At 73.9% G+C, this 19,066-nt stretch carries 17 protein-coding genes; 4 read left to right on the top strand and 13 right to left on the bottom strand.

The features are described from left to right. The first annotated feature begins 328 nt into the window (after nt 1–328). Nucleotides 329–1,093 (top strand): hypothetical protein, encoded by a 765-nt coding sequence (locus ACH4EB_RS18445; RefSeq protein WP_398348583.1) that lies wholly within the window; start codon nt 329–331, stop codon nt 1,091–1,093. A gap of 39 nt (nt 1,094–1,132) precedes the next feature. On the opposite strand, the gene ACH4EB_RS18450 is transcribed toward ACH4EB_RS18445, so the two are convergent. The 5 genes from ACH4EB_RS18450 to ACH4EB_RS18470 all read right to left on the bottom strand — a co-directional run bounded on the left by ACH4EB_RS18450 (nt 1,133) and on the right by ACH4EB_RS18470 (nt 5,610). Then, a complete protein-coding gene (locus tag ACH4EB_RS18450; RefSeq protein WP_398348584.1) occupies nt 1,133–1,882 on the bottom strand; it encodes a dienelactone hydrolase family protein in 750 nt (249 codons plus the stop codon). A gap of 139 nt (nt 1,883–2,021) precedes the next feature. Further along, nucleotides 2,022–2,999, bottom strand: a complete 978-nt coding sequence (locus ACH4EB_RS18455; protein ID WP_398348585.1) for an NAD-dependent epimerase/dehydratase family protein — start codon at nt 2,997–2,999, stop codon at nt 2,022–2,024. 84 nt (nt 3,000–3,083) lie between these two features. After that, on the bottom strand, nt 3,084–3,956 hold the full coding sequence (locus ACH4EB_RS18460) for an alpha/beta fold hydrolase (RefSeq protein ID WP_398348862.1): 873 nt from the start codon (nt 3,954–3,956) through the stop codon (nt 3,084–3,086). A gap of 386 nt (nt 3,957–4,342) precedes the next feature. Beyond that, on the bottom strand, nt 4,343–4,507 hold the full coding sequence (locus ACH4EB_RS18465) for a hypothetical protein (RefSeq protein WP_398348586.1): 165 nt from the start codon (nt 4,505–4,507) through the stop codon (nt 4,343–4,345). A gap of 410 nt (nt 4,508–4,917) precedes the next feature. Further along, nucleotides 4,918–5,610 carry a metal-dependent transcriptional regulator gene (locus tag ACH4EB_RS18470; RefSeq protein ID WP_073759242.1) on the bottom strand — a complete coding sequence of 231 codons (693 nt, stop codon included), beginning with the start codon at nt 5,608–5,610 and terminating at the stop codon, nt 4,918–4,920. Between the two features lie 376 nt (nt 5,611–5,986). On the opposite strand from ACH4EB_RS18470, the gene ACH4EB_RS18475 reads away from it, so the two are divergent. After that, nucleotides 5,987–6,745: an SIS domain-containing protein gene (locus ACH4EB_RS18475; protein WP_398348587.1), complete on the top strand. Its 759-nt coding sequence runs from the start codon at nt 5,987–5,989 to the stop codon at nt 6,743–6,745. A 131-nt stretch (nt 6,746–6,876) separates the two neighbouring features. Here the strand turns inward: ACH4EB_RS18475 and ACH4EB_RS18480 are convergent, their stop codons facing one another. Then, entirely contained in the window at nt 6,877–8,226 is a 1,350-nt protein-coding gene (locus tag ACH4EB_RS18480; RefSeq protein WP_398348863.1) for a PAS domain-containing protein, read from the bottom strand. Between the two features lie 613 nt (nt 8,227–8,839). Then, nucleotides 8,840–9,535, bottom strand: a complete 696-nt coding sequence (pdxH, locus tag ACH4EB_RS18485) for a pyridoxamine 5'-phosphate oxidase (RefSeq protein WP_398348588.1) — start codon at nt 9,533–9,535, stop codon at nt 8,840–8,842. Between the two features lie 504 nt (nt 9,536–10,039). Here pdxH and ACH4EB_RS18490 point away from each other — a divergent pair. Continuing rightward, a complete protein-coding gene (locus tag ACH4EB_RS18490) occupies nt 10,040–11,137 on the top strand; it encodes a citrate synthase 2 (RefSeq protein ID WP_398348589.1) in 1,098 nt (365 codons plus the stop codon). A 60-nt stretch (nt 11,138–11,197) separates the two neighbouring features. Here ACH4EB_RS18490 and ACH4EB_RS18495 read toward each other — a convergent pair whose 3' ends face one another. Next, on the bottom strand, nt 11,198–11,623 hold the full coding sequence (locus tag ACH4EB_RS18495; RefSeq protein WP_398348590.1) for a VOC family protein: 426 nt from the start codon (nt 11,621–11,623) through the stop codon (nt 11,198–11,200). A 116-nt stretch (nt 11,624–11,739) separates the two neighbouring features. Between ACH4EB_RS18495 and ACH4EB_RS18500 the strand changes: the two genes are divergently transcribed. After that, on the top strand, nt 11,740–12,705 hold the full coding sequence (locus tag ACH4EB_RS18500; protein WP_398348591.1) for a helix-turn-helix transcriptional regulator: 966 nt from the start codon (nt 11,740–11,742) through the stop codon (nt 12,703–12,705). A 2-nt stretch (nt 12,706–12,707) separates the two neighbouring features. On the opposite strand, the gene ACH4EB_RS18505 is transcribed toward ACH4EB_RS18500, so the two are convergent. The 5 genes from ACH4EB_RS18505 to ACH4EB_RS18525 form a co-directional block, all read right to left on the bottom strand. After that, entirely contained in the window at nt 12,708–13,349 is a 642-nt protein-coding gene (locus ACH4EB_RS18505) for a TetR/AcrR family transcriptional regulator (RefSeq protein WP_398348592.1), read from the bottom strand. Further along, nucleotides 13,337–14,197, bottom strand: a complete 861-nt coding sequence (locus ACH4EB_RS18510; RefSeq protein WP_398348593.1) for an enoyl-CoA hydratase family protein — start codon at nt 14,195–14,197, stop codon at nt 13,337–13,339. Before ACH4EB_RS18510 ends, ACH4EB_RS18505 begins: the two co-directional genes overlap by 13 nt. Then, complete coding sequence (locus tag ACH4EB_RS18515) at nt 14,194–15,786, bottom strand: AMP-binding protein (RefSeq protein WP_398348594.1); 1,593 nt, start codon at nt 15,784–15,786, stop codon at nt 14,194–14,196. The genes ACH4EB_RS18510 and ACH4EB_RS18515 overlap by 4 nt, the downstream gene beginning before the upstream one ends. A 132-nt stretch (nt 15,787–15,918) precedes the next feature. Further along, a complete protein-coding gene (locus tag ACH4EB_RS18520; protein ID WP_398348595.1) occupies nt 15,919–17,118 on the bottom strand; it encodes an acyl-CoA dehydrogenase family protein in 1,200 nt (399 codons plus the stop codon). A 42-nt stretch (nt 17,119–17,160) separates the two neighbouring features. After that, a complete protein-coding gene (locus ACH4EB_RS18525) occupies nt 17,161–19,059 on the bottom strand; it encodes an acetyl/propionyl/methylcrotonyl-CoA carboxylase subunit alpha (RefSeq protein WP_398348596.1) in 1,899 nt (632 codons plus the stop codon). Between the last annotated feature and the right edge of the window lie 7 nt (nt 19,060–19,066).

Here is a 19,066-nt window from a genome sequence, read left to right on the forward strand (position 1 = left end):
TACGGGTCCGAGCGGCCGGGGTCACAAGTCCGCCGACCCGGCCCGGAGATCAGTCGGTACCGGCACCAACGGCCATCAGCCGGAGGGGCGATGGCCGACGCCGCACGGAGCGCCGGGATCCAGTGCCGACGGCTCTTGAGCTTGCCCCGGCGCTGCCCCTGAGACGGTCATTCACCACCGGCGAAGGTTATCCACAGGCTTCCCCGCGACAGGGACACGGCCGGTACCGTCGTGACACGGCGACGAACTGATCGCCAGGACGACACGGACGTCAACGGCGCCGTCCGACAAGGCCGTCGGCGAGGCCGGCGAACGGGGATGGGGAAGCATGTGGCTGACCGAGAGCGCGCGGCCGGGCACCCACGCACTGCTGACCGCAGCGCCACTGGCCCTGGCCTCGCCGTTCCCCTCCGCCCCTGCTGCCGCCACCACCTCCTCGTCTCCCTCCCTTCTCCGCTTTCTCCTCCTCGTCGCCGGGCCGCTCCTGCTCATGGCGGCCGTCGGCCTCCTGCTCCGGCGCCGCTCCCGACTGCGGGACCTCGGCCAGCCGTTGTCGATGCCCCGGGCGGTCTTCGCCGCCGTACGCCGCGCCGACGAGGCCGGGATGCGGCAGCGTGCCGCCGAGGAAGTCATACGCCTGGCCGGGCTCGCGCGGTCCGCGACGGCCGCCGCTGCCCGGGCCCGCGCGGCCTGCGCCACGGCCGACGCCCTCCTGAAGAGCGCACGCGGAGTCCCCGACCTGGCAGGCGTGTTCGCCCTCCTCCACGAGGGCCATGCCGCCCTCGGCCGGGAAGCGGCCCCGCTCCCCCTGTGTTTCTTCCACCCACTGCACGGGCCCGCGCTCCGGCGCATACCTTGGCGCGGGCCCGAGCGCGGCGATCGCTTCCCGGTGGGCGCCTGCGCGGCCTGCATACGGGCCCTCCGGGTCGGCCGGACCCCGGACACGCTCACCGACCGGGCCGCGGGCCGGCCCGTCCCGTACTTCGACGTGCCGCCCGAGCACAGCCTGTGGTCAGCCACCGGCTACGGCTCCCTGCTGACCGACACCTCCCTGGCCGCCCGCGTCCAACGCGAGCTGGACCGCTCGGGGTGAACCGGAACGATGCCGCCCGGCGGAGCGGGAGCCGGGGCCTCAGCCCTTGGTCAGGGTGCGGTCGAGGAGGGGGAGCAGGCGGTCCCAGTGGTGCTGGAGGGCTGTGGGGCTGAAGGCTTCGGTGTCCGACATGGTGAAGCCGTGGACGGTGTCCGGGTAGATCTCGGTGGTGTAGCCGACACCGGCGGCGTCCAGGGCCTGGTTGAGTTCGCCGAGGGCCTCGGGCGTCATGTCCCCTTCGGCGAGGCCGATATGGACCTGGGCAGTGATCTTGGGTATGGAGCGGTGCGCGCTGTCGGGCTCGTCGGTGACCAAGGGGCCGGGGTGGAATCCGGCGACGGCGGCCACCTGGTCGGGGTGGGCCGCTGCGGTGCGCATCGCCAGGACGGCGCCCAGGCAGTAGCCGAATACGCCGACCGGCCCGGCACCGACCTCGGGCTGGGCGGTGAGGAAGGTGAGGTAGGCGTCGGCGTCGCGCAGGACCCGTTCGGTGGTGTGCGCCTCGACCAAGGGCAACGCCTGGGCGAAGACCGCGGGCCTGGCCTCTTCCCCGATGTACTCGGGAAGTTCGAGCACCGGTGCCGGGCGGTGCCGGTAGTAGATGTTGGGGACGAGTACGTAGTACCCGTGCTCGGCCAGTTCGCGGGCCTTCCCCTCCAATTCGGGCCGCACGCCGAAGGCGTCCGGGTAGAGCAGGACTCCCGGGTGCCGCCCGCCGCGGTCGGGGAAGGCGGCGAATGCGTCGGCCTGGCCATCGGCGGTGGGAATCTGCAGAGTTTTGGTAGGCATAACGGATCATCCTTCCTCGGAGCGGTGCCGGTGTAAAGAAGCGACCGGACGCGCGGGAACCGGGCCGAGGCGGAGAAGCGGAGGGAAAAGAGCGGCGGCGGAAACAGCAGCGGCGACACGAGTGGCCTCGCCCCTCCGCTCAGGGGGTGGGCGGTGCCGGCGCGGTCATCCGGGCGGCCAGGGCGGCCAGTTCTTCCTCGGGGGTGTAGCCGAACGGGAGCGGGGGCTCTCCCCGGGCGCGGTCCCAGGCCAGCACGTCGGCCGCCGTCACCGCCAGCGGCGTCGCGGGCATGCCCGCCGCTCGGGCGCGTGCCGCACTCCGCTGCTGGGTGGGCCGGTCCGGCCGTACGAGCGGGAACCTACGCGGCGCGCCCTCGGGAGGGACCGGCACGATCTCGATCTCGGTGCCCGCCGCTCGGGCGCAGGTTTCGATCAGTTCACCGAGGGTCGTCGGCTCGGCCGGGCCCACCGCCTGGAAGGCTCCGGGGCGGCCGTCGGTGAGCAGCCGCACCACCAGGCGGGCCAGGTCGCGCGAGTCGACGACCTGCACCGGTTGGGCGGGGTCGGCCGGCAGCGCCACCCGGCCGCCGCGCGCGGCACGGCGCACCCAGTACGTGAACGTGTCCATCGAGTCGTGCGGTCCGGCCACCTTGCCCGGCCGTACGAGTGTCGCCCGGGTGCCGTACCGGGCGAGCACGTCGTCCTCGCAAGCCACTTTGAGCGGGCCGTACGTGGCTTCGCTCAGCTCCTCGGTGTCGCGTACGGGGGCGCGGCGCGGGGTGTCCTCGTCGCTGCCCGGGGCCAGGCCGGCGCTTTCGTAGACCGCGTGGCTGGAGATGAACAGATACCGGCCGACACGGTCGCCCAGGGCGTCCATCGCCTGCCGGACGTGCCGCGGGACGTAGCCGCTGACGTCGGCGACCGCGTCCCAACTGCCCGCCCGCAGCGCGGAGTAGTCGCCGGTGGCGCGGTCGCCGATGAGCCGGGTCAGGTGCGGGAAGAGATCCGGGTTGGTGCGGCCCCGGCCGAACAGGGTCACCTCCGCCCCCGTACGCAGGGCATCCTCGACGATCGCGCGGCCCACGAAGGACGTACCACCAAGAACAAGAAGGCGCATGGTCACCGACACTATCGACGCCCCGGCGGCCTCGGCAGGCATGCGCGACGGGAGTGGCGGTGGCGGCGGGAGCGGCAGCGGTGGTCAGGCGGGGAGGACGGATTCGAGGAAGGGGCCCAGTACCGCCCGCCACTCCTCGGGGGCTTCCCAGGGGAGCCAGTGCCCGGCGTCCGGTATTTCGGCATAGACGCCGTGCGGCAGGACGCGGACCATCTCCTGGGCCTCCGCGCGGCCCAGTTCGCCGTCCAGGCCGCGCACCACGAGCGTGGGGCACTGGACCAGGGCGAGGTCCTCCCAGTGCGCGTCGTGGACCCAGGTCTCGCGGGCGGTGAGCATCTGGTGGCGGGAGAAGACCGGGCGCCAGCCGTCGGCCCGCTCGGCCATGATCTCGGCGAAGAACTCGCCGCGGGCCGGTTTGGACCGTTCCAGGGTCGGGTCGTCCTCGCCGAACCACTTGCGGACGTCCGCGAGGGTGGCGAACGGGACCGGCCAGGAGGCGAACCAGGCCGCCCACTCCTGCTGCGAGGCCGCGCCCAGGGCGGAGGCCCGCATGTCGCAGACGACCAGCGCGCTGACGAGGTCGGGCCGGCGGGCGGCCACCTGCCAGGCCGTCAGGGCGCCCATGGAGTGGCCGATCAGGACGGCGGGCGCCAGGCCGAGCTGTTCGATGGCGGCGATGGCGTCGGCGACATACGCCTCGCGGTCGTACGGACCGTCCTGGGGCTTCTCGCTGCGGCCGTGGCCGCGCTGGTCCAGGCCGACGGCACGGCAGCGGGAGCCGAGCCAGCGGGCGGTCTCGGCCCAGTGCGACGCGCGCCCCATGAGGCCGTGCAGGAGCAGCACGCCGGGGCCGCGCTCTCCTTGCTCCCCGCCCCGGCCGGCCTTCGGCGGGTCGGTGAACTCCCAGGCGGCGAGCCGGACGCCGCCGGCCCCCGTCACGTCGATACGCCGCACCACGGGCCTTGGCACCCCCATTCGGTCCTTGAACAGCCCCACACTATCGAACCCCTATTCGAATAAGCTGTTTCCGCGCCCAATAACCCTCGTTCGGGTGACCACACCCAAGGATTGCCGGTCCTCGCCGAGGGGAGACACGTAGCGGGAGGCGGGCCCCACCGGGAAGGGGGCCCACGGGGAAAGACCCTGAGAGCTCGGGGCTCCGGGTCTTGGCGGGGGGACGTGGGGAGGCGGGGCCCCGGCTGCTCGCAGCGCCGGGGCCCTGGACGTTCACGGGGCCACGGTCGCCGCGCCGGCGAGTGCGCCTGGCGCGGACCTCACGGCAGCGGCCACGGAAGCCCGTTACGGCCGGACACGGCGCCCGCCCCGGCATTCGCCTCCCGCGTTCACGCCCGCGACTTCCCGAAGTCGAAGCCGTCGTGCGCGTCCGCCTTGTCACACTCGCCCGCGTCGTTGCGCGTACCCGCGGCGCCACACAGGCCCGCGTCGTTGCGCGCACCCGCCCCGTCACACAGACCCGCCTCGTCGCGCGTACCCGCGTCGTTGCGCATGGCGGCCCCGGCGCACCTTCGGGGGCCGAGTACGTCACCCCAGGCCGGGCCGGGGGTCGCGACGGACCGCTCCTCACCCGAGCCCCCTCCCCGACCCGGGGCCACGGCGGCAGGCGCTCACGCCCTGCCCGTCGCCGGCCGCCTCACCCCAGGTCCTAGGCGCCACACGTCATGAGCCCGCCGGCGTCGCGTAGACGCAGGCCCGCCGAGGACGCACGGCATCGCCGCACGGCCCCCGGCAAGCCTTCACGGGCGCACCGAGCCTTCACGCACGCATTCAGCGCCAGCGTGACACGCCACCGGCCGCTTTGCTCGCGTTCCGCCAACTCCGTCCGGTGGTACAGCAGTTGAGCACTGCGCCGGGATGGCCGTCGGGCCAGGTCAGCCGGGCGGCGAGCGGCGCGGGCGGGTCAGCGCTTGGCCACGAAAACGTGGGCGGCGATCTCGGATTCCAGCTCCGCCGCCTCACCGCTGCTGCCGATGAGGACACCCGAGGACGACTCGGTCACGCTGACCACCGCGCCCGGCTGCACCCCGGCCCGCCGCAGGGTGTACATGAGCTGGGCGTCCGCCTGGATGGGCTCGCCGATCCGGCGCACCACGACCGTCTTGCCGTCCGCGCCGGCCTCCAGGTCCATCAGGCTCACCATGCCGGCGTCCAGGAACGGGTCGGCCTCGGCCTTCTCGCCCAGCTCCTCCAGGCCCGGGATCGGATTGCCGTACGGCGACTCCGTCGGATGCCGCAGCAGCTCCACGACGCGGCGCTCGACCGCCTCGCTCATCACGTGCTCCCAGCGGCACGCCTCGGCGTGCACCTGCTCCCACTCCAGCCCGATGACGTCGACGAGCAGACACTCGGCGAGCCGGTGCTTGCGCATGACGCGGGTCGCCAGCCGGCGGCCCTCCTCGGTCAGCTCCAGGTGGCGGTCGCCCGCGACCGTGAGCAGGCCGTCCCGCTCCATGCGCGCCACGGTCTGGCTGACCGTCGGGCCGCTCTGTTCGAGCCGCTCGGCGATCCGGGCGCGCATCGGGACCACACCTTCCTCTTCCAGCTCAAGGATGGTGCGGAGATACATCTCCGTGGTGTCGATCAGTCCGGACATGCGTGCCCCTTGATGTGTCGTGCGGTGGCCCTGACCTCAATTCTGACGCATCCCACTGACAACGGGTCCGCGTCCGCTCCGGCCGGACCGTCCCGATGCCCCGGTACGGCGGCACCCGCCCTGCGGCGCGGCGGCGGCCGGACGGCGTCCGGGCGGCCGGAAGGTGTCCGTCCGGTCGCGCGCGGTGTGGTGCACCGTATTGACAGGGCACTGGTCCAGACCGCAACGTGATCCGCGCCACGGCTGTCCCGCCAGGACCGCGACCGGCACGTCCGGATCACGGACGCCCCCGGCGGGGAGGGCACAGAACGTTGGACAAATGTACGAAGACCAACGTACAAGACCGATGAGGACCGACGAGAGGGGCCCCGCGGCGATGGGCGAGAGCAACCGGTTGGCCGGGCAGTACTTCGACGCCGCGATCGACCTGCTGCGCCGGGTGCGCGACGAGGAGGACGAGCGGATCGGCGCCGCCGGGACGCTCATCGCCGACACCGTCGAGGCCGGCGGCCGGGTCTTCACCTTCGGCGCCGGGCACTCCTCCCTTCCCGCGCAGGACACCGTCTACCGGGCCGGCGGCCTCGCCGTCATGAACCTGCTGGCCGTCCCGGGTGTCGTCGGCGTCGACGTTCGGCCCGCGACGCTCGGCAGCGCGCTGGAGCGGGTGGACGGGCTGGCCGGGGCGGTCCTGGACACCAGCCCCCTGGAGGAGGGTGACGTACTGATCGTCATCTCCCTCTCCGGGCGCAACTCGCTGCCGGTGGAGATGGCGATGAACGCGCGAGCGCTCGGCCTCAAGGTCATCGGGCTGACGTCGGTGGCGTACGCGCAGGAGACCAAGTCCCGGCACGTCTCCGGCACGTACCTCCGGGACCACTGCGACATCGTCCTGGACAGCAAGATCCCGGTGGGCGACGCGGAGTTGACGCTGCCGGGCATCGAGGCGCCGTTCGCCCCGGCCTCGACGGTCGTCACCAGCGCGATCATGCAGTCCGTCGTCGCGACGGCCGCGGGGGTGCTGGCCGACCGGGGCATCGACCCGCCGCTGCTGCGCTCCGGGAACGTGGACGGCGGGCACGACTGGAACGGCCGGGTGATGCGGGAGTACGCGGACCGGATCTACTACCGGCAGTAGCGGGCCCGCCGCTCCCTGGGCCCCCACTGTCCCCTTTCGGAGCCCCGACGCCTCCCGGAGCCCCGCCGCCCCCTCAAAAGGCCCCGCCGCCCCTCCCGGAACCCCGCCGCGCCCCCTCAGCCCCCACCCCCTCAGAACGCCGCAGGGCGCCCCGCCAAGTCGAGGGCCGCGGCGATCCGGGAGGCGATGTCCTCCGCGTACGCCGCGTCCGCCCGGTCGAAGGGGCGCCGCGAGGGCCCGCGCAGGAACGTCACCACGCCCAGCGTCCGGCCCCGGCTGCGCAGCACCGCGCACAGGCCGTGCACGGTGCCGTCCGGCCACTTGCGGGCCGCGGCCCAGCCCTCCGCGATCGCCGGGCCCGCGCCGGCCCGCACCGAGCCGCACCGTTCCAGCGCCTGCGCGGCCGGGTGGCCCGGCCCGTAGGCCACCGGAATCCCGGTCGGGGGCACCGCCTCGGAGGGGCCGGGAGCGCCGGTGGGTGACGCGATGGCCCGGACGAGGGTGGGCGCGCTCCCCGAGGCAGGCCCGGCACCGCCGCCGTCAGTGGCGCCGTCTTCCGCGCCGCCTCCGTCGGCCCCGGCTCCCACCACATCCACCAACCCGTGATCGGCGAACCCCGCCAGGGCGAAGTCCAGGTGGACCGCCGCCGCCTCCAGCGGGTCCTCACACTCCCCCGCGGCCCGGCCGGCCCGGTGCAGTTGCTGGGCGCGGAAGCGGAGCAGGGCGCTTTCCTGTTCCGTGCGCTTGGCGTCCGTGACGTCCTGGAAGAGCCAGCCGACGCCGAGCGGTACCGGCTCCTCCGCCAGCGGCGAGGCCAGCCGTACGAAACCGCTGCGCCAGCACCGGCGGGTCTGTTCGGCCTCGTCGGACCGGAGCGTCACCCACAGTTCGGCGGCGGCGGGCGGGGTGCCTTCCGCGAGGACGTGCGTCAGAGCGCTCTCCAGCTCCTCCACGCCCTGGGTCAGCAGGTCGCCCAGCGGGCGCCCGAGCACGGCCGTGCGGCCCTTTCCCAGGGCGCGTGCGGCGTGCGCGTTGACGACCGCGGGCCGCAGGTCGGCGTCGACCAGCACCACGGCCCAGGAGGCGTCCACGAAGAGCGCCTCGCTCAGCGCGATGGAGCGTTCCAGGTCGATCTGTGTGTGCACCTCGCTGAACGCGCAGTACACGCCCGCGGCCCGGCCGTCGGGCCCGAGCACCGCGGAGGACTGGGTCCGCACCAGGACACGGCGCCCGTCCTTCGTCAGCAGCGCGAACTCGTGGACCTGACGCCCCGGCGACCGCGACGCCGCCAGCAGGCGGGCCTCCACCTCGTCGGCGTCCTCCTTGCGGACCGCCCAGCCGGCCAGTCCGGGCCGGCCGACCGCCTCGTCCGCCGTCCAGCCGAGGATGCGTTCCGCCTCGCGGTTCCAGTGCGTGACCGAGCCGTCCGCGCCGAAGGCGCACAGCGCGGCGTCCATCCCGTCCAGCAGGGCGGCGAGCAGGCCGGAGTCGTCGCTGTCCGGCTGCGGGTCCGGGTCGAGGCACTCGTCCGTGCGGGCGTCGTCGGGAGGCGGGCCGCCCCGGTCGGCCCCCCGGCCCGGCCCCCCGGGCGGTACGGGCTCGAAGCGGTGCGACGAGGACGACGACGAAGACGAAGACGAAGACGACGAGGACGACGAAGACGACGAGGACGACGAAGACGAAGCAGCCACTGGCACCCCCTACGAACGCGGCCGTACGTGCTGCACGCCGGATCATTCAACTGGAACGTGACGCGGGCCACACCCCATTCGCGGAAATCGCTGCCGCGGGAAATTCGGTTGTGCGGCCGCCGGACCGGTTCCTAGGGTGTGAGGCACACGAGAAGGGAGGTGGTTCGGCAGATGATTTCGCACCGGACGCGTGAGGTGGCTGCGGGCTAGCGGCCCGTCGTCGCACTCAGTGTGCAGCGCCGGACCAGCGCAGGAGACAACTGCGCAGCCGGCCAATCCCAAGCAGTCACCCGACCCGCGGGCTGCCGGTTCGTCCGACCGGCCCCTTCGCGCCTGAAGGCGCGGGGGAAGCAGCCCGCGGGTCGTTTGCGTTCGGGGCGCGTCCCCTGGGCGCGTCGGCGCCTCAGGGCGCCAGCCGCACCACGGCCCAGTCCTCGCCCCCTGCCTCCCGCTCGTACCGGAGCCGGTCGTGCAGGCGGTTCTCCCGGCCCTGCCAGAACTCGACGGCCTGAGCGACGACCCGTACGCCGCCCCAGTGCGGCGGCGCCGGGACCTGCTCGCCCTCGGGGTAGCGGGCCGCCAGGTCGTCGTAGGCGCGTTCCAGCTCCGCGCGGGAGGCGACCGGCGTGGACTGGTCGCTGGCCCAGGCGCCGAGCTGGGAGCCGTGCGGGCGGGTGCGGAAGTACGCGGCGGTCTCGTCACGTCCGATGCGGGCGGCCGTGCCGGTCACGATGACCTGGCGGGCGAGCGGGTGCCAGGGGAAGAGCAGCGAGACGTGCGGGTTCTGCGCCAGGTCGCGGCCTTTGCGGCTGCCGTAGTTGGTGAAGAAGACGAAGCCGTGCTCGTCGAACCGCTTGAGGAGCACGGTCCTTGAGCTGGGGCGGCCCGCGGCGTCGGCGGTCGAGACGACCATCGCGTTCGGCTCGTGCAGTCCGCTCGTGGCCGCGTCCTTGAACCAGCGCGCGAACTGGTCGTACGGGCTGGGGGCGAGTTCTGCCTCGGCGAGCCCCTCGGCGCGGTACTGCGCCCGCATGGCGGAGGGGTCGAGCGGGTCCGGGGTGGGTGTGTCGGCGGAGTGCACGGCCACATCTTGCAGCATGAGGGCCTGTTGGGGCAGCCGGGTGGCAGGGAAGTCTGCCCTTGGACGGCGTGCCGTAACCCTCCCGTAAGCGAATGGTCCGGTGTGCCGGATCTCACGCTTCCCGGTACGTACCGGACCGGCCAGAATCGTGCCGCGAGCAACTGTGGCGCACGGTCGGCGCGGGATATCGTGTCCGCCCTGACGTGATCGAAGTGACGTGCTCCGGGCGGGAAGCCACGGGTTCCGGTCGGGTGACCAACGCCCGCGCGGGGCATGACGGGAGTGACCGGTACGGACCGCGAGCCGCAGGGGCGGCCGCGTAACCGGACCGGCGGCCCGGACCGGCCGTCCGACGCCCCGGGCGGCCCGCGGCCCCGGTGGTCCACCGGAGCCGTCCGCCGCCCGGCCGCCGTGCCGGACTCCGGACGCGTCGACGCACCGCCCGACCAGACCTGACAGATCTCGAACGCACGGCATCTTGGTCATGAGCCGCATGTCGTCCCCATCTTGAGGAGCCGCCTGATGTCCGACTTCGTACCCGGACTCGAAGGAGTCGTCGCGTTCGAGACGGAGATCGCCGAACCGGACAAGGAAGGCGGGGCGCTGCGCTACCGCGGTGTCGACATCGAGGACCTGGTCGGCAAGGTCTCCTTCGGGAACGTGTGGGGGCTGCTGGTCGACGGGTCGTTCAACCCGGGGCTGCCGCCGGCCGAACCGTTCCCGATCCCGGTCCACTCGGGGGACATCCGGGTGGACGTGCAGTCGGCGCTGGCCATGCTCGCCCCGGTGTGGGGCCTGAAGCCGCTGCTGGACACCGACGAGCAGACCGCCCGGGACGAGCTGGCGCGGGCCGCGGTCATGGCGCTGTCGTACGTCGCGCAGTCGGCGCGCGGGCAGGGCCTGCCGATGGTGCCGCAGAAGGAGATCGACAAGGCCGGCACGATCGTCGAGCGCTTCATGAAGCGCTGGCGGGGCGAGCCGGACCCCAAGCACGTCGCGGCGGTGGACGCGTACTGGACCTCGGCGGCCGAGCACGGCATGAACGCGTCCACGTTCACGGCGCGGGTCATCGCCTCGACCGGTGCCGACGTGGCGGCCGCGCTGTCGGGCGCGGTCGGCGCGATGTCCGGGCCGCTGCACGGCGGGGCGCCGTCCCGGGTCCTCGGCATGATCGAGGAGATTGAGCGGACGGGTGACGCGACGGCGTACGTCAAGCAGGCGCTGGACCGCGGCGAGCGGCTGATGGGCTTCGGCCACCGGGTGTACCGGGCCGAGGACCCGCGGGCCCGGGTGCTGCGGCGCACCGCCCGTGAGCTGGGCGCGCCGCGCTTCGAGGTCGCGGAGGCGCTGGAGAAGGCCGCTCTGGAGGAGCTGCACAACCGGCGTCCGGACCGCGTCCTGGCGACGAACGTGGAGTTCTGGGCGGCGATCGTGCTGGACTTCGCCGAGGTCCCGGCGCACATGTTCACGTCGATGTTCACCTGTGCCCGTACGGCGGGCTGGAGTGCGCACATCCTGGAGCAGAAGCGCACCGGCCGCCTGGTCCGGCCGTCGGCCAAGTACGTCGGCCCGGGGCCGCGGGGGCCCGAGTCGGTGGAGGGCTACACGCTGCCCGCGTAGCGGGGCCGTCCGGCCGTACGGAGCCGACGCCGCAGGGGTGCGGCGCCGGGCTCCGCGCGCTCACCGAGCCGACGCGGGCCGCGGGGCCCGGCGCTCCTGACGGCGTACGGCGTCCGCGGTGACGGGCGTGAACAGGTTGACCAGGTTGCCGTCGGGGTCGCGCAGGAGCAGGGAGCGGTTGCCCCACGGCATGGTCGTGGGCTCCTGGACGAACACGCAGCCCAGGGCCGCCAGACGTCGGTGTTCCGCGTCGACGTCGGCGACGCGGAATTCGATGATCGCCGTGTGGTTGGCGGCGGCCCGTGCGGTTCCGGCGCCGAACAGGGCCACCGTGCGGCTGCCGGCGATCGCCAGGGTGCAGGACGGCGTGCCGAGTTCGGCGAATTCGGGGGTCGACCAGGTGGCCGGGACGCCGGTGAGGCGTTCGTGGAACCCGACGAGGCGGGCGACGTCGTCGGTGATCACGCGGAGGGAGACGAAGTTCATGGGCCGGCTTCCTGGCAGGGGGAGAGGGCCCGGATCGACGGGTGTCGCCGGGCGTCGCCCACGCTAGGACCGATACCGGACAGGTTCCGCCCGGTATGGGCGCCAGACTGTCCGGTGTGACCACGACCACCGCCCGGGTGCTCGCCCTGCTGGAGATCCTTCAGGGCGGCGGCATCCGTACCGTTCCCGAACTGGCCGGCCGCCTCGGCGTCGACGAGCGCACCGTCCGCCGCTACGTCGGCCACCTGCTGGACCTGGGCATCCCCGTCGACGCGGTGCGGGGCCGCCACGGCGGCTACCGCCTCGCCCCCGGCTACCGGATGCCCCCGCTGATGCTCACCGACGAGGAGGCCCTGGCCGTACTGCTCGGCCTGCTCGCCGGGCAGCGGGGCGGGCCGGGTGCCGCCTCCCCCGCGGCCGGTGAGAGCGCCGCGGCGAAGGTGCGGCGGGTGCTGCCGGCGGCCCTGCGGCGGCGGCTGGAGGCGCTGCTGGAGACGGCCGACTTCACCGAGCGGGCCCGGCCCGCCGCGCCGCCGGAAGCGGCGGTGCTGCTCGAACTCGCCGAGGCCGTACGCCGGCAGCGGCCGGTGGCCTTCGCGTACACCGACCGCACGGGCGGCGACAGCGACCGTACGGTCCTGCCGTACGGTCTCGTGGCGCACTCCGGGCGGTGGTATCTGACCGGCGCCGGTCAGGGCGGCGGGGAGGTACGGATCTTCCGGCTGGACCGGATCACTTCGGTCCGGGCGCTGTCCGGTTCCTTTGACATTCCGAACGGTTTCGACCCGGCGGCGACGGTGCTGGACCGCCTGGCCCACACGCCGTGGACCCACGAGGTCTCGGTGCGCGTCCGGAGCAGCGTCGAACACCTCCGTACCCGTCTGCCGGCCGGGATCGCCGCCCTGTCGGACGACGGGCCCGCGTGGGTCCGCGTCCACATCCGGGCCGAGCGACTGGACTGGATTCCTCCCCTACTGGCCGCGCTGGACCGCCCGTTCGTCATCGAACGCCCCGCGGAGCTTCGGGACCTCGTACGCGCGCTGGCCCGCCGCCTCGACGCGTCCGCGGATGCCGACGGGTAACGCTACGGAGGCGGCGGCCCCGCCCCGTTCAGCACCGTGTCCAGGATGTGCGCCCACTGCGTCACCACGCGGTCGCGGCGCGGCTTGTCGTCGGTGAGGAGGGTGGCGAGGCCGAGGCCACGGGACATGTCGAGGAGGCCCTGCACGGTCTCCCGGACACCGGGGACCGACTCGTCGGCACCCAGCAGGCCGACCGCCGTACGGTGCGCCTCGCGGCCGACGCGGGACTCCAGGGCGGTGACCCGGGCGCGGAGCTGCTCCTCGTCGGAGGCGGCCACCCACAGGTGCAGGGCGGCGCGGAAGAGCGGGCCCGTGTAGAGGCCGACGATCTCCTCGACGACGATCCGGGTGCGGGCGGCGGAGCCGGCGGGCGGCAGGTCGTGCGCCACGGCCTTCAGCGCGCCCCGGCGCTTGTCCGCGACGTGTTCGACGGCCGCCGTGAACAGGTCCTCGCGGGTACGGAAGTGGTGCTGGGCGGCCCCCCGCGAGACGCCCGCGCGTTCCGCGACGACGGCGACCGTGCTGCCGCTCCAGCCGCGTTCGGCGAGGCAGGAGACGGCCGCCTCCAGGAGGGCGCGACGGGTGGCGCGGCTGCGTTCCTGCTGCGGCTCCTTGGGGCCGCGCGCGGAGGTCACCGTGCCCACGACGGCTGCCTGCGCTGGAGGAAGGCGGTCATGCCCTCCCGGGCCTCGTCGGAGGCGAAGAGGCGGGCCGAGGTGTCCGCGAGGGCCGCCGTGTCGCGGTCGAAGGCGCGCCGGACCTCCGCGGTGACCAGGGCCTTGGAGGCCGCCAGGCCCTGGGGGGAACCCTTGCGCAGGCCGGCGAGGACGGGTTCCAGTGCGGCGTCCGGGTCGTCGGCGGCCAGGGTCACCAGACCGGTACGGGCCGCCTCGGCGGCGTCGAAGCGCTCGCCGGTGAGGTAGTAGCGGGCGGCGGCCCGCGGGTCCATACGGGGCAGCAGCGGCATGGAGATGACGGCGGGCGCGAGGCCGAGGCGGGCCTCGGTGAAGGCGAAGGTGGCGCCGGGGCCCGCCACGGACAGGTCGCAGGCGCCCAGCAGGCCGAGGCCGCCGGCCCGGACGTGGCCGGTGGCCCTGGCGACGACGGGCTTGGGGAGTTCGACGATCGTCCGCAGGAGGCGGGCGAGGCCGAGCGGACCGGAGACGGCGGCGCCTTCCTCGTCCGCGGCTCCGGTCGCCTCCGCCAGGTCGGCCCCCGCGCAGAACGTCGTCCCGGTGTGCGTGAGCAGCACGGCACGCGTGCCGGCGGAGTCGGCGGCGGCCGCCAGTGCCGCGTGCAGCTCGCCCACCAGGCGCCGGGAGAGGGCGTTGCGGTTGTGCGGGGAGTCCAGTGTGAGGGTGGTGACGCCCCGGTCGTGGGCGTGCCGTATCAGCGCGTCGTCCGGTGCGTCCGGTGCGTCCGGTGCGTCCGGGGTGGTGTCGGGTGCCGTCGGTGCGGCGTTGCTCGTGGCGTCCGGGGTGGCGTCGGTCATGAGGCCGTGGAACTCCTTTCCCTGGCGCGCAGTTCGCGCCGCAGGATCTTGCCGGTGGCGGCGCGTGGCACGGCGTCCGTGAACTCCACCCGCCGTACCTTCTTGTACGGGGCGACCTGCCCGGCAACGTACGCGATGACGTCGTCCTCGGTGAGCCGGTCCCCCTGCTCGCCGGGCCGGCGAACGACGTACGCCTTCGGGATCTCGTTGCCGTCCGCGTCGGTGACGCCGATCACCGCGGCGTCCGCGATGCCCTCGTGGCTGAGCAGCACCGCTTCGAGGTCGGCCGGGGCGACCTGGTAGCCCTTGTACTTGATCAGTTCCTTGACGCGGTCCACGACGTACAGCCAGCCGTCGGCGTCCACCTGCCCGATGTCGCCGGTGTGCAGCCAGCCGGCGGTGTCGATCATCGCGTCGGTCTCCGCGGGCCGTCCGAGGTAGCCCTTCATGACCTGCGGGCCGCGGATGAGGATCTCGCCGCTCTCGCCGGCGCCGAGATCCTCGCCGGTGTCCATGGAGCGGATGCGCATCTCGGTGCTGGGCAGGAGTTTGCCGACCGTGCCGGGCGGCGGGTGCGCGGCGCCGAGCGGTACGGCGTGGGTGCCGGGCGAGAGTTCGGTCATGCCGTACGCCTGCATGACGGGCGGGATGCCGAGGCGGCGGGCGCAGGCGGCGGCGAGCCGGGCGTCGAGCGGGGCCGCGGCGCTGACGATGTAGTCGAGCGAGGACAGGTCGTACTGGGTGACGGACGGGTGCTTGGCGAGGGCCAGGACGATGGGCGGGGCCACATAGACCGCGTTGACGCGGTACTTCTCGATGGTGCGCAGGAAGTGTTCGAGGTCGAAGCGGGGCAGCACGACGACGGTGGAGCCGTTGCGCAGCGGGGCGTTCATCAGGGCGGTCAGGCCGTAGATGTGGAAGAAGGGCAGGACGGCCAGGACACGGTCGCCGGGGCCGCTGCTGATCAGCTTGTCGAGCTGGACGAGGTTGGTGGCGATGGAGCGGTGGGTGAGCATGACGCCCTTGGGCGTGCCGGTGGTACCGGACGAGTACGGCAGGACGGCGATGTCCCGGACGGGGTCGATGGGGACGGCGGGTTCGGGCGCGGTGGAGGCGATCATGTCGCGTACGGAGCGGTGTCCCACGGCGCCGTCGCAGACGAAGACCTCGGTGATGCCGCCGGCCTGTTCGGCGGCGCTGCGGGCCGTCTCCAGCAGCGGGGAGACGGTGACGATCCAGTTGGCGCCGGAGTCGCGCAACTGCTGGGCGAACTCCCCCGAGGTGGCCAGCGGGTGGACGGTGGTGACGGCCGCGCCGCAGCGTGAGGCGGCGTAGAAGACGGCCGGGTAGACGATGGTGTTGGGACTGTGCAGGGCGAGCACGTCACCGGCCCCGACCCCGGCGTCGGCCAGGGCGGCGGCGATCCGGCGGGTGGCGCCGTCGAGTTCGGCGTAGCTGACCGTGGTGCCGTCCTGGCCGTCGATCAGGGCGGGCAGCGCGGCGTGCTCGGCGGCCGAGCGGCCCAGTACGGCTTCGTGGATCGGCAGGTCCACGGGCGCGACATCGGCGTACTGACTGTGAAAGACCATGGCCATCCCCTCAGCAGCGGCGCTCGCCCGGTGCCGGTACGGGGCGCGGGCGGGCGCCTGTCCGTGTGCGTGCAGCATCGCGGTTGGCGGTGCGGTTGTCAGCACGGCGTCCGCGGTGCCGCGCGCGGCCCGTCAGTACGACTTCGGGAGCCCCAGGCTCTGGTGGGAGACGTAGTTGAGGATCATCTCGCGGCTGACCGGCGCGATCCGCGCGACGCGGGCGGCGGTGATCAGGGTGGCGAGGCCGTACTCGTGGGTCAGACCGTTGCCGCCGAGGGTGTGCACCGCCTGGTCCACCGCCTTCACGGCCGCTTCCGCCGCCGCGTACTTGGCCATGTTGGCGGCCTCGCCCGCGCCCACGTCGTCGCCCGCGTCGTACAGGTGGGCGGCCTTCTGCATCATCAGGCGGGCGAGTTCCAGCTCGATGCGGACTTGGGCGAGGGGGTGGGCGAGGGCCTGATGGGCGCCGATGGGCTCCTTCCAGACCTGGCGGGTCCGGGCGTAGTCGACGGCCCGCCCGACCGCGTAACGGCCCATGCCGAGCGCGAACGCGGCGGTCATGATGCGCTCGGGGTTGAGCCCGGCGAAGAGCTGGAGCAGGCCCGCGTCCGCTCCCCCCTGGCCTTCGGCATCGGAGGCGCCCCCGCCCACGAGGGCGTCGGCGGGCAGCCGTACGTCGTCCAGTGTCAGCTCGAACTGCTTCTCCGGCGCCGCCAGTTCCATGGCGATCCGGCTGCGCCCGAAGCCGGGGGTGTCGCGCGGGACGATGAACAGGCAGGGCTTGAGCCGGCCGGTACGGGCGTCCTCGGTGCGGCCGACGATGAGGGTGGCCTCCGCGATGTCCACGCCGGATATGAAGACCTTGCGCCCGTTGAGGACCCACGCGCCGGTGGCCGGGTCGTGGCGGGCGGTGGTGGTGATGCGGTGCGAGTTGGAGCCGGCGTCCGGTTCGGTGATGCCGAAGGCCATCTTGCGGGAGCCGTCGGCAAGGCCGGGCAGCCAGGTCCGCTTCTGGTCCTCGGTGCCGAAGCGGGCGATGACGGTGCCGCAGATGGCGGGCGAGACGACGAGCATGAGCAGCGGGCAGCCGGCCGCGCCCAGCTCCTCCAGCACGATGGAGAGTTCAGCGATGCCGCCGCCTCCGCCGCCGTACTCCTCGGGGAGGTTCACGCCGAGGTAGCCGAGCCGGCCGGCTTCGGCCCACAGCTCGTCGGTGTGCTTGCCCTCGGCGACGACGCGGGCGAAGTACTCGCGTCCGTAGCGCTTGCCGAGCGCGGCGACGGACGCGCGGAGGGCGCGGTGTTCCTCGGTCTCGATCACGGGGTTGCGCACGGGGACTCCTTCGGAGGGGGGAAGGGTGTCGGAGCCGGTGTCTCACTCGGTGACAACGGCCAGCGGCGTGCCGACCTCGACCTGCCGGCCGGCCGTGACGTGCAGGGCGGTCAGCGTGCCGGAGACGGGTGCGGTGACCTTGTGTTCCATCTTCATCGCCTCCAGCCAGAGCAGCGGGGCCCCCGCCTCGACGCGGTCCCCTTCGGCCAGGCCGTCGGCAACCCGGACGACCGTGCCGGGCATGGGGGCGAGCAGCGAGCCCGGTTCCCTGCGCGCGGCGGGGTCGGGGAACCGGGGGCGGGCGGTGAGGGCGCGGGAGCCCGTGGCGGAGTCGACGAAGACCTGGTCGCCGTAGCGGGCGACGGTGAACTCGCGGCGGACCCCGCCCGTTTCGAGCGCGACGTGGCCGGGTGCGGCCGACAGCAGCCGTACGCCGGGGAAGTCCTCGGCGTGCAGGCCGTCGCGGCCGATCCGGTAGCGGATCCCGTGCTCGGTGCCCCCGCAGGTGTACGTCTTGGTCTGCGGCTGCGACGGTACGTTGCGGAAGCCGCCGAAGCGGGACCGGCCGTGGGCGTCGGCGAGGGCGGCGGCCAGGGCGCACAGGCCGGTGACCGTGGTGTCGGGACCGGCCGTGAGGGCGTCGAGGTGGCGGTCGTAAAAGCCGGTGTCCAGGCCGTCGGCGGTGGCGAAATCCGGGTGGCGCAGGGATCGTACGAGCAGGTCGCGGTTGGTGACCGGGCCGTGCACGCGGGACCGTTCCAGCGCGCCCGCCAGTTTCCGTACGGCCTCGGCGCGGGTCGGCGCCCAGGCGATGACCTTGGCGAGCATCGGGTCGTAGTGGACGCCGATGACGGTGCCGTCGGCCACGCCGGAGTCGAGGCGGACGCCGTCGGGCACGGCCAGGCGGTGCAGCGTGCCGGTCTGCGGCTGCCAGTCCGCCGCCGGGTCCTCCGCGTACAGCCGGGCTTCAACGGCGTGGCCGCGCGGCGCGGGCGGCTCGTCCGGCAGTGCCGCGCCCTCGGCCACCCGCACCTGGAGGGCGACCAGATCGACGCCGTACACGGCCTCGGTGACCGGGTGCTCGACCTGGAGGCGGGTGTTCATCTCCAGGAAGTGGGCGTGCCCGGTGGCGGAGACGAGGAATTCGACGGTGCCCGCGCCGCGGTAGCCGATGGTGCGGGCGGCGTCGGCCGCGGCGGTGTGCAGGGTGGTGCGCAGACCGTCGGAGAGGCCGGGCGCGGGGGCTTCCTCGATGACCTTCTGATGGCGGCGCTGGAGGGAGCAGTCGCGGGTGCCGAGCGTCCAGACGGTGCCGTGCGCGTCGGCGAGGACCTGCACCTCGACGTGCCGGCCGCCGACGACGTACGGCTCGGCGAACACCTCGCCGTCCCCGAAGGCCGCCGCGGCCTCGGCCCGCGCCGCCGCCAGTTCGGCGGGCAGGCCGGCCAGTTCCCGTACGACGCGCATACCGCGCCCGCCGCCGCCCGCGGCCGCCTTGACCAGCAGCGGCAGGTCGGCGTCGGTGGCGCGGTCCGGGTCGACGGGGGCGAGCAGCGGCACCCCGGCCGCGGCCATCAGCTCCTTGGCGCGCGTCTTGGAGGCCATCGCCTCGATGGCGGCGGGCGGCGGGCCGACCCAGGTCAGGCCGGCGTCGGCGACGGCGGCGGCGAAGCCGGCGTTCTCGGAGAGGAAGCCGTAGCCGGGGTGGACGGCGTCGGCGCCGGCGGCGTGCGCGGCCTTCACGATCAGGTCGCCGCGCAGGTAGGTGTCGGCGGGGGCGCTGCCCGGCAGGCGTACGGCGGCGTCGGCCTCGCGGACGTGCGGGGCGTCGGCGTCCGCGTCGGAGTACACGGCCACCGCCGTGATGCCCAGGTCCCGGCAGGTGCGGAAGACGCGGCGGGCGATCTCGCCACGGTTGGCGACGAGGAGGGAAGAGATCACTGGTTCC

This window comes from Streptomyces sp. NPDC018045 (genome assembly GCF_044327445.1).
In the GTDB taxonomy this organism is placed as follows: Bacteria; Actinomycetota; Actinomycetes; order Streptomycetales; family Streptomycetaceae; genus Streptomyces.

Coding starts and splice junctions, on each gene's coding strand:
- ACH4EB_RS18445 (WP_398348583.1), top strand. CDS start 329: ATGTGGCTGACCGAGAGCGCGCGGCCGGGCACCCACGCACTGCTGACC.
- ACH4EB_RS18450 (WP_398348584.1), bottom strand. CDS start 1,882: ATGCCTACCAAAACTCTGCAGATTCCCACCGCCGATGGCCAGGCCGAC.
- ACH4EB_RS18455 (WP_398348585.1), bottom strand. CDS start 2,999: ATGCGCCTTCTTGTTCTTGGTGGTACGTCCTTCGTGGGCCGCGCGATC.
- ACH4EB_RS18465 (WP_398348586.1), bottom strand. CDS start 4,507: ATGCGCAACGACGCGGGTACGCGCGACGAGGCGGGTCTGTGTGACGGG.
- ACH4EB_RS18470 (WP_073759242.1), bottom strand. CDS start 5,610: ATGTCCGGACTGATCGACACCACGGAGATGTATCTCCGCACCATCCTT.
- ACH4EB_RS18475 (WP_398348587.1), top strand. CDS start 5,987: ATGGGCGAGAGCAACCGGTTGGCCGGGCAGTACTTCGACGCCGCGATC.
- pdxH (WP_398348588.1), bottom strand. CDS start 9,535: ATGCTGCAAGATGTGGCCGTGCACTCCGCCGACACACCCACCCCGGAC.
- ACH4EB_RS18490 (WP_398348589.1), top strand. CDS start 10,040: ATGTCCGACTTCGTACCCGGACTCGAAGGAGTCGTCGCGTTCGAGACG.
- ACH4EB_RS18495 (WP_398348590.1), bottom strand. CDS start 11,623: ATGAACTTCGTCTCCCTCCGCGTGATCACCGACGACGTCGCCCGCCTC.
- ACH4EB_RS18510 (WP_398348593.1), bottom strand. CDS start 14,197: ATGACCGACGCCACCCCGGACGCCACGAGCAACGCCGCACCGACGGCA.
- ACH4EB_RS18515 (WP_398348594.1), bottom strand. CDS start 15,786: ATGGTCTTTCACAGTCAGTACGCCGATGTCGCGCCCGTGGACCTGCCG.